15 protein-coding genes are annotated in these 14,582 nt (G+C 75.4%); 12 read left to right on the forward strand and 3 right to left on the reverse strand.

The window, feature by feature from the left end; translation table 11 throughout:
• Positions 1-117 precede the first annotated feature (117 nt).
• The 7 genes from D1825_RS15470 (at position 118) to D1825_RS15500 (ending at position 4,679) form a co-directional block, all read left to right on the forward strand.
• Entirely contained in the window at positions 118-861 is a 744-nt protein-coding gene (locus tag D1825_RS15470; RefSeq protein WP_118768313.1) for a pilus assembly protein FlpE, read from the forward strand.
• Entirely contained in the window at positions 858-2,036 is a 1,179-nt protein-coding gene (locus tag D1825_RS15475; protein WP_118768314.1) for a TadA family conjugal transfer-associated ATPase, read from the forward strand. The genes D1825_RS15470 and D1825_RS15475 overlap by 4 nt, the downstream gene beginning before the upstream one ends.
• On the forward strand, positions 2,033-2,659 hold the full coding sequence (locus D1825_RS15480) for a type II secretion protein F (protein ID WP_233549935.1): 627 nt from the start codon (positions 2,033-2,035) through the stop codon (positions 2,657-2,659). The genes D1825_RS15475 and D1825_RS15480 overlap by 4 nt, the downstream gene beginning before the upstream one ends.
• Entirely contained in the window at positions 2,656-3,222 is a 567-nt protein-coding gene (locus tag D1825_RS15485) for a type II secretion system F family protein (RefSeq protein ID WP_118768315.1), read from the forward strand. Before D1825_RS15480 ends, D1825_RS15485 begins: the two co-directional genes overlap by 4 nt.
• Before the next feature lie 145 nt (positions 3,223-3,367).
• Positions 3,368-3,952 (forward strand): DUF4244 domain-containing protein, encoded by a 585-nt coding sequence (locus D1825_RS18680; RefSeq protein ID WP_233549936.1) that lies wholly within the window; start codon positions 3,368-3,370, stop codon positions 3,950-3,952.
• Complete coding sequence (locus tag D1825_RS15495; RefSeq protein ID WP_118768316.1) at positions 3,949-4,335, forward strand: TadE family type IV pilus minor pilin; 387 nt, start codon at positions 3,949-3,951, stop codon at positions 4,333-4,335. The genes D1825_RS18680 and D1825_RS15495 overlap by 4 nt, the downstream gene beginning before the upstream one ends.
• Positions 4,332-4,679, forward strand: coding sequence for an Rv3654c family TadE-like protein (locus D1825_RS15500; protein ID WP_118768317.1), 348 nt, complete (start codon positions 4,332-4,334; stop codon positions 4,677-4,679). The genes D1825_RS15495 and D1825_RS15500 overlap by 4 nt, the downstream gene beginning before the upstream one ends.
• Before the next feature lie 109 nt (positions 4,680-4,788).
• On the opposite strand, the gene D1825_RS15505 is transcribed toward D1825_RS15500, so the two are convergent.
• Positions 4,789-7,317, reverse strand: coding sequence for a DEAD/DEAH box helicase (locus D1825_RS15505; RefSeq protein ID WP_233549937.1), 2,529 nt, complete (start codon positions 7,315-7,317; stop codon positions 4,789-4,791).
• A 100-nt stretch (positions 7,318-7,417) separates the two neighbouring features.
• On the opposite strand from D1825_RS15505, the gene D1825_RS15510 reads away from it, so the two are divergent.
• The 5 genes from D1825_RS15510 (at position 7,418) to D1825_RS15530 (ending at position 12,751) form a co-directional block, all read left to right on the forward strand.
• Positions 7,418-8,176 (forward strand): LamB/YcsF family protein, encoded by a 759-nt coding sequence (locus tag D1825_RS15510; RefSeq protein WP_118768319.1) that lies wholly within the window; start codon positions 7,418-7,420, stop codon positions 8,174-8,176.
• Positions 8,173-8,802 carry a 5-oxoprolinase subunit B family protein gene (locus D1825_RS15515; protein WP_118768320.1) on the forward strand — a complete coding sequence of 210 codons (630 nt, stop codon included), beginning with the start codon at positions 8,173-8,175 and terminating at the stop codon, positions 8,800-8,802. Before D1825_RS15510 ends, D1825_RS15515 begins: the two co-directional genes overlap by 4 nt.
• 97 nt (positions 8,803-8,899) lie before the next feature.
• A complete protein-coding gene (locus D1825_RS15520) occupies positions 8,900-9,766 on the forward strand; it encodes a 5-oxoprolinase subunit C family protein (RefSeq protein ID WP_118768321.1) in 867 nt (288 codons plus the stop codon).
• Positions 9,767-10,169: 403 nt separating this feature from the next.
• Positions 10,170-11,963 (forward strand): ribonucleoside triphosphate reductase, encoded by a 1,794-nt coding sequence (locus D1825_RS15525; RefSeq protein ID WP_118768322.1) that lies wholly within the window; start codon positions 10,170-10,172, stop codon positions 11,961-11,963.
• 77 nt (positions 11,964-12,040) lie between these two features.
• Positions 12,041-12,751, forward strand: a complete 711-nt coding sequence (locus D1825_RS15530) for an anaerobic ribonucleoside-triphosphate reductase activating protein (RefSeq protein ID WP_407643340.1) — start codon at positions 12,041-12,043, stop codon at positions 12,749-12,751.
• On the opposite strand, the gene D1825_RS15535 is transcribed toward D1825_RS15530, so the two are convergent.
• A complete protein-coding gene (locus D1825_RS15535) occupies positions 12,735-13,964 on the reverse strand; it encodes a hypothetical protein (protein WP_118768324.1) in 1,230 nt (409 codons plus the stop codon). The two genes, D1825_RS15530 and D1825_RS15535, sit on opposite strands and share 17 nt — an antisense overlap.
• Positions 13,961-14,488, reverse strand: a complete 528-nt coding sequence (locus tag D1825_RS15540; protein ID WP_118768325.1) for an RNA polymerase sigma factor — start codon at positions 14,486-14,488, stop codon at positions 13,961-13,963. The genes D1825_RS15535 and D1825_RS15540 overlap by 4 nt, the downstream gene beginning before the upstream one ends.
• Between the last annotated feature and the right edge of the window lie 94 nt (positions 14,489-14,582).

A 14,582-nucleotide genomic window follows, 5' to 3' on the forward strand; every position in this document is an offset into this window, starting at 1 on the left:
GCTGAACTCCGGCCCGCTGGTTCGCCGAGCCGACCACAGGCCCCCGTCGTCGACGCGTCCGTCCACAGATCGCCTCGCCCCCGGTTCTCGCGCTGCGCGCGAGGGGAGGCTCGGGCGATGGATGTCGTCGAGTGGCCCGTGCGCGCCGCGCAGCCCGCACCCCCGAGACGTCCGGCGGCGCGGGTCGTCGGCGTGCTCGGTGCGCGGGGCGGTGTGGGGGCGTCGGTGCTCGCAGCGGGTCTCGCGCAGCGCCTGTCACGCGAGACCGCGGCGGCACTGGTCTCCCTGGACCGCGGGTCGGTCGGCCTCGACCTGCTCCTCGGGACCGAGCGCGTGCCGGGCGGGCGGTGGCCGGACCTGGCCGGAGCCCGCGGCGAGGTGCAGGGCGTCGATGTCGTCGAGCTGCTGCCCAGGTGGGGGTCGTGCGCGGTCCTCGGTGCGTCCTCGTCGGGCGCGGGCGTGCCGGACGACGACGTCGTGCGGGACGTGCTCCGCGGACTCGGTGCCGTGCTCGGGGCCGTTGTGCTCGACCTGGATCGCGGCGAGGTGCTCGCGGGCAGGTCGGTGCCGTGCGACGTCGTGGTGGTCGTCGTTCCGCGCGACCTCGCCGCCGTGGCCGGCGCTCTGGCGCTCCTGGCACGCCTCCCGGGTGTCCCGGTGGTGCTCGTCGTGCGCGGGCCGGCGCCTGGTGGGATGGGCGTGGCCGAGGTCGGACGAGCGCTGGGGCTGCCGGTCGCGGTGAGCTGGCGCGACGACGCACGGGTCGCGTCGTCGATCGAGCACGGCGGCCTCCGGGTGGCTGGGCGGACCGCCCGCGTGGTCTCGGCGGTCCTCCGCGCGGTCGATCGGCCGGCGAGGTGAGCGGCGACGAGATCCTCCACGCGGTCCGTGCCGCGCTCGGCGGTGCGGGAGCGGTGTCTGACGAGGCCATCGCGCGGGCGGTCGAGGACGCAGCCCGGTCGCGAGGGCGGCTGCTGGGCTCGTCGGCCGCGGCGGAGCTCGTCCGGGACGTCCGCGACGCGATGCTCGGCGCCGGCCCGCTGCAGGCGCTGCTCGACGACCGCGAGGTGACGGACGTGCTGGTCAACGGACCGCGCGACGTCTGGGTGGAACGAGCCGGGCGCCTCGCGCACACCGACGTCGACCTCGGCTCGCCCGCCGACGTCCGCGCCCTGGCCGTGCGCCTCGCGGCAGCCGGCGGAGCGCGGCTCGACGACGCCGAGCCCGCCGTCGACGCGCGGCTGCCCGACGGCACCCGGCTGCACGCGGTGCTTCCGCCGGTCGCCGACGGCGGCACGCTCATCAGCCTCCGCGCGGTGCGACGGCGGGCCTTCTCGCTCGACGCCCTGGTGGCGTCGGGGACGCTGGCGCCGCCGCTCGCGCCCGTGCTCCGCACCCTCGTCGAGCGGCGCGCGAACCTGTTGGTGTGCGGTGCGACCGGGGCCGGCAAAACCACGCTGCTCGCGGCGATGCTCGCCGTGGTGCCGCCCGACGAGCGCATCGTGCTGATCGAGGAGGCCGGCGAGCTCGAGTGCGGCCACCCGCACCTCGTGCGGCTCGTCGCGCGGCGCCCGAACGTCGACGGCGCAGGGCGCGTCGATCTCAGCGACCTCGTCCGGCACGCGATGCGGATGCGGCCCGACCGAATCGTCCTGGGGGAGTGCCGTGGGGCCGAGGTCGGCGACGTGATGACCGCGCTGAACACCGGCCACGACGGCGGCTGCGCGACCCTGCACGCCAACGCGGCGGCCGACGTGCCGTCGCGGCTGGAGGCTCTCGGATCGCTCGCGGGTCTGAGCCGCGAGGCGGTGCACGCGCAGGCGGCCAGCGCTTTCGACGCGGTGCTGCACGTGCGGCGGTCCGGCCCGGCCCGTTACCTGGCGGAGGTCGGCGTCGTCCGGCGCTCGCCCGACGGCCTGGAGGTGGCGACGGCCATCAGCGCCGACCCCGGCGGCGCGACCGTGCGGGGGACGGCGTGGCCCGCGCTCGCGGAGCGGTGGGGGCTCGCGTCGGGCAGGCGAGCGGGGGCCGCGTGATCGGCGCCGCGGTGATCGTCGGGGTGCTCACGTGGTTCGGGCTGCCTCGTCGGCGCCGCGGGCGGTCGATCCGGCTGCGCGCGCGGGACGACGCGCGCCCGGTCGTGCTCTCGGCGGCACTGCTCGTCGTGGCCGCCCAGCTGCGGGCGGGGTCGTCGCCCGAGGACTCCTGGCGGCGCGCGCTCGGGCCCGGAGTCTCCGTACGCGACGGGGTGCCGGACGTATCCGCATTGGTCGGGCCCGCGCGACGCCGCAGTGCCGGGGGTGGCGACGCGAGTCGGGCGGCGGCCGTGGTCGTGGCCGCGGGGGTCGCACGGTCGTTGGGCGCGCCGCTGGCGGGCGTCCTGGAGCACGTCGCGGGTTCCGTCGCGGCCGAAGAGGAGGCGGCGGCGGAACTGGATGCTGCGCTCGCGGGACCGCGGGCCACCGCGCGAGTCCTCGCGTGGCTGCCCGTGCTGGGGCTCGTCGTGGCGGGGCTGCTGGGCGCGGATCCGCTGGCCGTCGTGCTCGGCGGAGGCATCGGGACGGCGTCGGCCGTTCTCGGGGCCGGGCTGCTCGTGCTGGGGCGGCTCTGGACGCGGGGCCTGCTGCGGCGCGCCGGCGCGGGCCGGGTCGGCGGGTGAGCGAGGTAGCGCTGGTGTGCGTCGTCGCGGCGGTCCTGTCCTCGGCGCCGTGGGTCGGCTCGGGGCGGCCCGGTGCCGGGCGCGCTCGGCGGCTACCACCCGCCGTCGACCCGGCTCCGCACGGACGTGCTGCGGTCGGCATCGACGAGGCGCTGCTGCTCGACGTCGTGGACGCGGCGCTGAGTGCCGGGGCGCCGATCCCGCGGGCTCTGCAAGCCGTCGGCGAGCTGATGGGCGGTCCGGTCGGTGCGGTGCTGGTGCGCGCGGGCGGTGCGCTCGTGCTCGGCGCCTCGTGGTCCGCGGCGTGGTCCGGGAGCCCCGCAGCAGTTCGCGACCTCGCCGACGGCCTCGAGCCCGCCTGGACCTCGGGCGTCGCGCCGGGACCCGCCCTGCGCGCGCGGGCCGCACGGATCCGTGCCGAGCGACGGAGCCGGACCCGGGCGGCGGCCGCGACGCTCGGTGTGCACCTGGTGCTGCCGCTCGGGCTCTGCTTCCTGCCCGCGTTCGTGCTGCTCGGGCTCGTGCCGCTCGTGTTCAGCCTGGCGGCGGGGCTGCTCGGATGAGCCTCGACCCGCGCCCAGCCGACCACAGCCCCGCGGTGAGCGTCCGTCGTCCACGGAATCGGCCTGCGTGCCCGCGGCGCACCGTCGCGACGTCGCAGCCTGGGTGGGCGTCGAGGTCCGGCGCGCTGGAGTGGTTGGAGGAGCGATGAGGACCCTGCTGGACGTGCGGCCGACGATGCCGCCTACGAGCCTCTCGGGGCAGGTCGACGACGCGCGCGACGATCCGCGCGACGATTCGCGCGACGATCCGCGCGACGAGCCGACCGACGAACCTAGCGACGGCGCTGGCGACGAGCCGCGTGACGGCTCTCGAGGCGTCCTGCGCGGTGGCCCGACCGTCGTGCACGGCGAATTGGCCGGCGGGGTCGTGGCCGCCGGCATCGTCGACCGGTCGACGCACAGCGAGGCCACCTCCGACGACGGGCCGGGGATCGACGAGCGGCGTGGCGCCGAGGAGCCCGACGAGCTCCACGTCCGCCGACGCCTGCGCGCCGCCCGCCCGCGCACGGACTTGCGGCCGGTCGCCCGCGGCCGGCACCTGCAGGTCGTGGTGGACAGGGTGAGCCGGGCGGTGCAGGGTGAGCTGCGCGAGGCGGGGATGGCGACCGCCGAGTACGCGATCGCGACGCTCGCGGCAGTCGGCTTCGCGGGCCTGCTCGTCGTCATCCTCAAGGGCAACGAGGTGCGCGGGCTGCTGATGGGGATCGTGCGGCAGGCGCTCTCGCTGTGAGCGTCGCCGACGGCCGCGATCGGGGCTCGGTCACCGCCGAGCTCGCCGTCGGGCTGCCCGGCGTGGTGCTGCTGCTCGTCGCCGTCCTGACGGTCGCGGCCGCCGGCATCACGCAGCTGCGGTGCGCGGACGGTGCTCGTGCCGGCGCGAGGGCCGCCGCTCTGGGGTCCGAGGATGCGGCTGTCGACGCCCGCCGGGTGGCCGGCGACGGGGCGAGGGTGGCGATCGCGACGGCCGGCGGGTGGGTGACGGTGACGGTCAGCGCGGACGTCGCTGGGCTGCCGTTCGGCGGTGGTGCGCTGCGTGCGAGCGCGTCGTCCGTGGCGCGGGTGGAGCCGTCGCTCGGTGCGGCGCCCGCCCCGAGCGCGGTCGTGCGCCCGTGAGGCGCGCGACCGGCCCTCCTGAGCGCGGCTCGGGGACGGTGCTGCTGCTGGCGGTCGTCGGTGTGCTCGGCCTCGTCGCCGTGGTGCTCGGGCTCCTGGCCGCTGCCCAGGGCGCTCGCAGTCGGGCGCAGAGCGCCGCCGATCTCGCAGCCCTCGCTGCCGCCTCGGCCTGGCGCGACGGGTGGGGCGACCCGTGCGGCGTCGCGGCTGAGGCGGTGCGGCGCAACGGCGGCCGGCTCGTCGACTGCGACGCGCTCGCGGGCGGCGTGGTGACGGTCGTCGTCTCGGCCCCGTCGCCCGCGGGTGCGGCGACTGCGCACGCTCGCGCGGGGCCGTCGTCGTGAGCGGCCGGTCATGACGGGCCGGGTGGCCCGGGAGGGTCGATCCGGCGGGGTGTCCGCGCACTCGGCGTGGCTCGATCTGGGCATCCCCGGCTCGAGGCGGCCCGACGAGTCAGGACGTCGCGTGCGTGAGGACGGCGTCGAGCAGCCGGACGGCGGCGGCCTTGTCGAGCGGGTTGTTGGCGTTGCCGCACTTGGGCGACTGCACGCACGCGGGGCAGCCGGTCGCGCAGCGGCAGGAGGCGATGGCGTCCCGGGTCGCGCGCAGCCACGTCGCGCCGAGGGTGAACCCGCGCTCGGCGAACCCGGCGCCGCCCGGGTAGGCGTCGTGCACGAACACGGTCGCCTCCTCGGTGTCGATGTGCAGCGCGGTCGAGAGGCCGCCGAGGTCCCAGCGGTCGCACGTGGCGAGCAGCGGCAGGAGCCCGATCGACGCGTGCTCGGCGGCGTGCAGCGCACCCGGCACGGCCTCGAGGGTGACGCCTGCCTGCTCGAGCACGGCGGCGGGAGCGGTCCACCACACCGCGGTCGTCCGCAGGGTCCGTGCGGGCAGGTCGAGCTCGCTGCTGCCCAGCACCTGCATGTCCGGGATGCGCTTGCGCTGGTAGCCGAGCACCTGGGTGGTCACGTCGACCGAGCCGAAGCCCCACGTGATCGGGCCCCAGGCGACCTCCTGCTCGACCGCGACGATCTCGGTCGACGTCACCCAACGCGCCCACGTCCCGTAGTCCACGTCGTTGCGCGTGACCAGTGCGACGCCGTCGTCGAGGTGCAGCTCGTCGACCACGAACATCAGCCCCTGGTGCACGTACACCGCGCCGGGGTGGACGGTGGAGTCCGCGGATGCCGCGTCGACGGTCCCGAGGAGGCGGCCCGTGACCGACTCGACGACCCGCACGGGGTCGCCGCCCGCGCCGCGCAGGTCGGTCAGCCGCGACGCCGGCTCGGCATGGGTCCAGTACCAGCCCGACGAGCGTCGCCGGAGCGCCCCCCGCTCGACGAGCTCGTCGAGCAGCTCGGCCGTCCGCGGGCCGAACAGGTCCAGCTCGTCGAACCGCAGCGGCTGCTCGGCGGCGGCGGCGCACAGGTGCGGGGCGAGGACGTAGGGGTTGGTGGGGTCGAACGTCGTGGCCTCGACCGGGACGTCAAAGATCGCCTCGGGATGGTGCACGAGGTAGGTGTCGAGGGGGTCCTCCCGTGCGACGAGCGCAACGAGCCCGTCCGCGCCGGCGCGGCCCGCGCGGCCGGCCTGCTGCCACAGCGAGACACGCGTGCCGGGCCAGCCGGCGATGAGCACCACGTCGAGCCCGGAGATGTCGACGCCGAGCTCGAGCGCGTTCGTCGTGGCCAGCGCGCGCAGGTCGCCGGTGCGGATCGCGCGCTCGAGCTCGCGCCGCTCCTCGGGCAGGTAGCCGCCGCGGTAGGCGGACACCGCCCGGACGAGCGACGGGTCGACCTCGAAGAGGTGCGAGCGGGTCGCGGAGGCGACCGACTCCGCGCCGCGGCGCGAGCGCGTGAAGGCGAGCGAGCGCGCGCCTGCGACGACGAGGTCGGTGAGCAGGTCGGCGATCTCGGCGGTCGCGGTGCGCCGCGGCCGGTCGGTGGCGTCGGCGACGAGCCGCTCGCCGGTCCCGAGCGGTCCGGCGCCCTCGGCCGGAGCTGCAGAGCTCGGCCAGACGTCGTCGGGCGCGGGTGGGACGAGGTCGTCGGCAGCCCTCGTGGCCTGGGCAGGAACGGGCAGCGGGGTGGCCCACGGGTCGTCGTCCGGCACCAGCTCGGACCACGGCCCCGGCGTGCCGGGGAGCTCGGGCGGCCGCCAGAGGACGAACGTCTTGCGGCCCGCGGGGGAGGCGTCGTCGGTCACGGCCGTGACCTCGTCGGGCGAGACCCCCAGGAGGCGCGCCGCGCTCGCGGCGGGGTCCGCGGTGGTGGCCGAGGCGAGCACGAACACGGGCGACGAGCCGTACGCGGCGGCCAACCGGCGCAGCCGACGCAGGACGAGACCGACGTGTGCGCCGAACACCCCGCGGAACGCGTGGCACTCGTCGAGCACGACGTACCGCAGCGAGCCGAGCAGGCGTGCCCAACGCCGGTGCTGCGGGAGGAGTGCGAAGTGCAGGAAGTCGGGGTTGGTGAGCACGACGTCGGCGTGCTCCTGGACCCAGCGGCGCTCGTCGAGCGAGGTGTCGCCGTCGCACGTCGCGACCCGCACGTCGCGCGTGCGGCCGGCGGTGAGCAGCCGGTCGAGCGCGGCGAGCTGGTCCGCGGCGAGCGCCTTGGTCGGGCAGAGGTACAAGGTGCTGCCGCGGCGAGTGACCGACTCGATGCGGCCCGGGTCCAGGAGGGCGCCTGCCGCGTCGGCGCGGATGCTCGACAGCGCGGGCAGCCAGTACGCGAGCGACTTGCCCGACCCGGTCGAGGTCGCCAGCACCGTGTGTCGCCCGGCCCAGGCCGCGTCCGCGGCGGCCACCTGGTGCACCCACGGGCGCTCCACGCCGAGGGCGCGGTAGCCCTGGACGAGGTCGGTGTCGGCCCACGCGGGCCAGTCGGCGTGCTCGCCCGGCCGGGCCGGGATGTGGCGCACGTGGGTGATCCGATCGGTGCGACGACCGCCGGCCCCCAGCACGTCCAGCAGGTCCACGCCGCCATCCTCGCATCGGTCGCCCACCCTCCGACCTCGGCGCGCGTGACTGGAGCGCGCGGGCGACGCGCCGGCCCGACGGTTCTGGGACGCTGGGCGCATGGTGGCGCGCATCGACCTCAACTGCGATCTCGGCGAGGACTTCGACGCCTGGGCGCCGGGCGTCGACGGCCTCGATGCGCAGCTGCTGGGCATCGTGACCAGCGCGAACGTCGCGTGCGGCTTTCACGCGGGGGATGAGCGCGTGATGGCGCACGTGTGCCGGACCGCGGCCGCACGCGGAGTGAGCGTGGGCGCGCACGTCTCGTACGCCGACCGGGAGAACTTCGGCCGTCGGTTCGTCGACGTCCCGGCCGACGAGTTGCGCGAGCAGGTCGCGACCCAGGTCGAGATCCTCCGCCGGATCGCTCAGGCGAACGGCGCGCGGGTCGCCTACGTCAAGCCGCACGGTGCGCTCTACAACGCGGTCGTCCACCACGAGGGGCACGCGCGGGCGGTCGTCGACGGCATCGGCGACCTGCCGGTCGTCGGCCTTCGAGGGTCGGCCGTGCTCGCGCTCGCCCGTGCTCGGGGGCTGCGGACCGTGACCGAGGCCTTCGCCGACCGCGGCTACCGGGCCGACGGGACGCTCGTACCCCGCGGCGAGCCCGGCGCGCTCGTCACCGACGAGGACGAGGTCGCGGAGAGGGTGCTGCGGATCGCGACGCGCGGGCTCGTGCGCGGTGCCGACGGGCGGGACGTGGCGGTCGAGGCCGAGTCGGTGTGCGTGCACTCCGACACTCCCGGTGCGGTCGCACTGGCGGCCCGCGTCCGCTCCGTGCTGGTGGGTGCCGGGGTCGAGCTGCGGGCCTTCGCGTGAAGGTCCTGCCGTTCGGCGACGACGCCGTGCTCGTCGAGCTGGACGACCTCGCGCAGGTCCGCGCGCTCGACGCCGCGGTCCGCGCAGCCCGGGGCGAGGGGCGGTTCGCGGAGGTCGTCGACCAGGTGCCCGCCGCCCGGACGCTCCTGCTGCGCGGCGTCGGCGCGGTCGACCACGCAGCCCTGGCCACCGCCGTGCGGGCTCTCCCGGCAGGTCCGGCCGCGCCGGTCGCGGAGCGGGCAGCCCCGGTCGTCGAGCTCGAGGTCACGTACGACGGCCCGGACCTGGACGAGGTCGCCGACCTGACGGGGCTGTCGGCCGACGAGGTCGTCGCGCGCCACACGGCAGCGACGTACACGGTCGCGTTCGGCGGGTTCATGCCGGGCTTCGCGTACCTCGTCGGGCTCGACCCGCTCCTGCGCGTGCCCCGGCGGCCGAGTCCCCGCGAGCGCGTCCTGGCGGGTTCGGTCGCGATCGCCGACGAGTTCAGCGCGGTCTACCCCGCGGCGACCCCCGGAGGCTGGCGGTTGATCGGCCGGTGTGAACGCCCGCTCTGGGACGTCGACCACGAGCCACCCGCGCTGCTCGCGCCGGGCACGCGCGTGCGCTTTGTCGAGGCGGGCTGATGGCCACCGCTCACCCGCCCCGTGCCGGACGCGAGCTGGAGGCGGGCGCTGACGGCCGCCACCTATCCCGTGCCGGGCGCGAGCTGGCGGCGGGCCTTTGACCGCCCTCGAGGTGCTCGCGCCCGGGATGCTCGCCCTGGTCCAGGACCTGGGCCGCCCGGGCTGGGCGCACGTCGGCGTCGGGCGGTCCGGTGCGGCGGATGGCGGTGCGCTGCGGCTGGCGAACCGGTTGGTCGCCAACCCCGAGTCGGCGGCCGGGATCGAGGTGCTGCTCGGCGGGCTCCGGCTGCGCGCACGCGGCCCGGTCACCGTCGCGCTGGCGGGCGCCGAGGGGCCGGCGGAGCTCGACGGTCGACCGATCGGGCGAGATGCGGTCATCGAGGTCCCCGACGGCGGTGAGCTCGTCGTCGGGAACGCGACCCGGGGGCTGCGGACGTACGTCGCCGTGCGGGGAGGCGTCGCCCTGCCCGCGGCCCTGGGGTCGCGCTCCGCCGACCGGCTCGCGGGCCTGGGTCCGGCTCCGCTGGCCGCGGGCGACGTGATCCCGGTCGGTCCCGCGCCCGACGAGCTGCCGATGGTCGATCTCGCGCCCGTGCCGCCGTGGCCCGACGAGGTCGTCGTCCCCGTGCTCCCTGGCCCGCACGCCGACTGGTTCGCCGACGGGCTCGCCGTGCTCACGGCCCGGGGCGGCTACCAGACCACGCCTGCGAGCGACCGCGTCGCGCTGCGGCTCGACGGCCCGGTCGTCGAGCGCCGCCCGGATGCGCTGGGGCGTGGGCTGCCGCCCATCGGGCTGGTGCCCGGCGCGGTGCAGATCCCGCCGAACGGCCTCCCGGTCGTCTTCGGCGCCGACCACCCCGTGACGGGCGGCTATCCCGTGCTGGCCGTGGTGCGCTCGTCGGCCCTGGGCAGCCTGGCCCAGATCCGCCCGGGCGACCCGCTCCGCTTCGTCGCGTCCCGCTGACCCGCCGCTCCGCCCAGCCCCGACCCGCCCCGCAAACCGGTGCCGCCCGCCTCATCGCCAGCTGCTGCCCATCGGTTCGCCGATTCGGCATCTTCTCGCCGATTGCAACCGGCGAGATGATGCCGAATCGGCGAACTGATCGGCGGAGCCGTGCGCCGGTCGGGCGAAGCCACGCGGGCGCGCCGCGGACCGTGCGCGAGCGACACGCCGCGCGCACCAGACGGGTTCGCCGGCGACACGCCGGACGGCGCCCGGGAGGGGCCAGCAAAGGGTGGAGCCGGCGGGACCTAGGTCCCCCCGGCCGCCGCTCGTCGGGCATAGAAATGCGCACATCTTGCGGTCCGCATCCAGGGCAACCACAACATGTGGGCCCGGCGCCGCGAGACGGGCGAAGGAGCACGACATGGCGGACCCGGTGGTCGTCGAGGTGGGGCGAGCGGTCGACGAGTACCTCGAGCGCAGCGACTGGCGGGTCAACGCCAACGCGAACCAGGGCTACTCGCTCGGCGGGCTGATCCTCAACACGTCGGGCAAGGTGATCGCCAACTACTGGCTCAGCCACGTCTACCCGACCGAGGTCGGCCAGGCGCACCGCGAGGGCGACCTGCACATCCACGATCTCGACATGTTGTCCGGCTACTGCGCGGGCTGGTCGCTGCGGACGCTGCTGCAGGAGGGCCTCGGCGGGATCCCCGGCAAGGTCGACGCGCGCCCGGCCAAGCACTTCAGCGCGGCCATCGGGCAGATCGTCAACTTCCTCGGGACGATGCAGAACGAGTGGGCCGGCGCGCAGGCGTTCAGCAGCTTCGACACCTACATGGCGCCGTACGTGCGGACCGACGGGCTCAGCTACACCCAGGTGCGGCAGGGGATCCAGGAGCTCGTCTACAACCTCAACGTGCCGAGCCGCTGGGGCACGCAGACGCCGTTCACCAACCTGACGTTCGACTGGATCTGCCCGCAGGACCTGGCGGGGGAGGTGCCGTTCGTCGGCGAGCAGCCGTGCGACTTCACGTACGGGGACCTGCAGCGCGAGATGGACATGATCAACCGCGCCTACATGGACGTCATGACCGAGGGGGACGCGACCGGGCGCGTGTTCACGTTCCCGATCCCGACGTACAACATCACCCAGGACTTCGACTGGGACAGCCCCAACGCCGACGCGCTGTTCGCGATGACGGCCCGCTACGGGCTGCCGTACTTCCAGAACTTCATCAACTCCGAGATGAACCCGGGCGACGTTCGCTCGATGTGCTGCCGCCTCCAGCTCGACCTGCGCGAGCTGCTCAAGCGCGGCAACGGGCTCTTCGGGTCGGCCGAGCAGACGGGCTCGATCGGCGTGGTGACGATCAACTGCGCGCGGCTCGGCTACCTGTACGGGGGCGACGAGGAAGGGCTGCTGGCGCGGCTCGATGAACTCATCGACCTGGCGTGCACGAGCCTCGAGCTCAAGCGCGAGGTCATCGCGCGGCTGCTCGACGAGGGCCTGTTCCCCTACACGCAGCGGTACCTGCCGTCGCTGGACAACCACTTCTCGACGATCGGCGTGAACGGGATCAACGAGATGGTCCGCAACTTCACGTGCGACGCCGCTGACATCACCGACGACGCCGGACACGCGATGGCCCGTCGGCTGCTCGACCACGTGCGCGCGCGGATGGTCGAGCTGCAGGAGAGCACCGGCCACCTCTACAACCTGGAGGCCACCCCGGCCGAGGGCACCACGTACCGGTTCGCCAAGGAGGACCGGTCGCGCTGGCCGGACATCCTGCAGGCGGGGACCGACGAGAACCCGTACTACACGAACTCCTCGCAGCTCCCGGTCGGCTTCACGGACGACCCGTTCGAGGCGCTCGCGCGGCAGGACGAGCTGCAGACCAGGTACACCGGCGGCACCGTGCTGCACCTCTACATGGCCGAGCGGATGTCTTCGCCCGACGCGTGCCGCGCGCTGGTCCGGCGCGCGCTCGAGACCTTCCGGTTGCCGTACCTCACAGTGACGCCGACGTTCTCGATCTGCCCGTCGCACGGCTACCTGGCCGGCGAGCACACGTCGTGCCCCACGTGCGGCGGCGAGTGCGAGGTGTGGACCCGCGTCATGGGCTACCACCGGCCCGTGAGCTCGTTCAACGTGGGCAAGAAGGGCGAGCACGCGGAGCGCACGCCGTTCCGCGAGCCGGCGCTCGCGCGATGACGACCGACCTAGCCGCACTGGTGACCAGAGTGGCTGGTGAGAGCGGATCGGCGGCACTCCTGGCTCGCCAGTCACAGGTGCGGCTAGGTCGGGCCGATCCGGGAGGCCCGGCCGCGAGTCCCGCGTCGACCGAGCAGCCGGAGGGGCGGGCCGACGACCTCGCGATCGCCGGGATCACGCCGATGTCGAGCTGCGACTGGCCCGGCCGGCTCGTGGCAACCGTGTTCCTGCAGGGCTGCCCGTGGCGCTGCACCTACTGCCACAACGCGGCGATCCTCGATCCGCGCACGCCCGGCGTCGTGCCGTGGGTCGGGATCCGTGACCTGCTGAGCAGGAGGCGCGGGCTGCTCGACGGGGTGGTGTTCTCCGGCGGGGAGCCGACCCGGCAGCGCGGGCTGGTCGACGCGGCTCGTGAGGTCCGGGACACGGGGTTCGGCGTCGGCCTCCACACGGGCGGGGCGTTCCCGGCGGCGCTCGCCCGAGTGCTGCCGCACGTGGACTGGGTGGGGTTCGACGTCAAGGCCCCGACCCGGTTGTACGACGCGGTCACCGGGCGCGGCGGCGCCGCGCAGGCGTTCGCGTCGCTGCGGCTGGTGCTGGAGTCCGGGGTCGACGTCCAGGTGCGCACGACGGTCGACCCGACCGTGCTGACCGACGCCGACGTCGCCGAGCTGACCGCGGCGTTGGCCGAGGAGGGCGTGCGGGACCACGTGCTGCAGGTCGTCCGGACGGACGGGACGACGAGCGAGTATCGCGCCGCCCACGCCGCGGTCACAGGCCGAACGTGACCTGCCGAGGGTTCGCGACGACGACGACGGGCGAGGCAGGCGTGCTGACGACACCGTCCGCATCGACCGATCGGGTGGGCTGGGCGACGACGTACGGCCAGGCGACGTAGCTGCCCCGCAGCTGGGCCGCTCCGCACGGCACCACGAGCGTCGGCCCGTCGAGCTCTGCGGTCGCGTCGGGTCCGACGGTCAGTTCTCGCAGCGCCCCGCGGCCCGGGACGACGAAGCCGACTATGACCCCGTCGTCGACCAGCGCGAGGCTGCCGGCCGAGTCCGTCCGCGCGTCGATCGTCCGCCCGCCCGACGCCCCGAGCGTCACGGACCACGGTGGCGCCGTCGACGACCAATCCGACTCCGGGGTGTCCGCGGCGAGCACGAGGCCGGCCGCGTCGGGGAGCGCGTGGATCGAGACGTCGACGGGCCTGCCGCACGCGAAGAGGTCGTCGGCAGGCGGCGCGGCGGCGGCAGCGGCATCGGCTGTGGGCGACGGCTCGCCGCCCGCACCGACGACGAGCGGCAGGTCGGTGCTCGCGCGCCCGTTGCCCGAGACGTCCTTGCCGGAGTACCCGACGGTCTGCGTGACCCACAGGCGGTAGCTCCCGGCAGGGATCGCGATGCTGCCGTTGCCGCTCGGGTACTGCTCGCACGAGACGAGCGGCAGCGTGTCGTCGGACTCGAGCGGGAACGGCTCCCCCCCGAACAGGACGTTGGCGTAGTAGGCGTCGATCTCATCGAGAGCGGGCACGCTCGGTCCCTCCTGGACCCCGACGACGACGCCGTCGGAGTCGACCACGGTGAGCTCGGTGCCGTAGATCCAGCCGTCGGTGACGGACTCGGGTGCCGCCATCGTGGTGTGCACCGCGATCGCGTTCCCCGTCGCCGCGGCGAGGGTGGCCCGCAGCGCCAGGCCGCCGGCCTCGTCCAGCACGTCGTCGACCTGCTTCCCGCACCGGTCGAACTGCGCGGGCCAGTCGGCGACCACGCCGGGAGCAGGGCCGATCGGCGGATCGGCGGCGGGCGTGCGCGGCAGGAACGACGGCGTGGCGACGACGACGGCCACGACCGCCAGGGCCGCGACGCCGACGACGCCCCCGGCCCGGACGGCACGACGGCGTCGGACCCGGGAGCGGACCAGCGCGACGGGCACGGTGTAGCCGGCGGCCTCGTCGGACGCCTCGGCGTCGGACAGCGCGCGGTGCAGCGGGTCGTTCATGACCGGGCCTTTCCCTGCATGACCGGGAGCTCCTCGAGCGCGGGCAGCGGGCCCAGCAGGTCGGTGAGCTTGCGGGTGGCGGTGGACAGGTAGCGCTTGACGGTGCCCTCGGCGAGCTCCATCCGGGCCGCGACCTCGGGGACCGTGAGGTCCTCGCAGTAGCGCAGCACGGCGGCGACGCGCTCCTGGGGAGCCAGCGTCGCGAGCGCCGAGCGGACGTCGACGACGGCCCCGACGGCGACCGCCGGGTCGGCCACGTCGCCGGACGACCCGAGCAGGTGGCGCACGCGCGACCAGCGCTGCGAGCGCCGGACGCCGTCGAGGTAGCAGGTCAGGATCGCGCGCCGCACGTAGCGCTCGGCGTCGTCGGGCGTGAACCCCGCGCGCCGACGAGAGAACGTGCGGACCAGGGCGTCCTGGACCAGGTCCTCCGCGGTGCGGGCGTCGCCGCTGACGAGGTAGGCGTAGCCGAACAGGGCTCGGCCTCGCTCCCGCGCCAGCACCGCCAGGGGGTCGTCGTCCACGTCGTCCGTCCTCCGGTCCACGACGGGGTCGGGCGACCGGCGTCATCAGCCCAAGACGCTCACCGGGCAGGAATCGTTGTAGACGTTACCGACA

The organism is Cellulomonas rhizosphaerae (assembly GCF_003470205.1).
In the GTDB taxonomy this organism is placed as follows: domain Bacteria; phylum Actinomycetota; class Actinomycetes; order Actinomycetales; family Cellulomonadaceae; genus Cellulomonas; species Cellulomonas rhizosphaerae.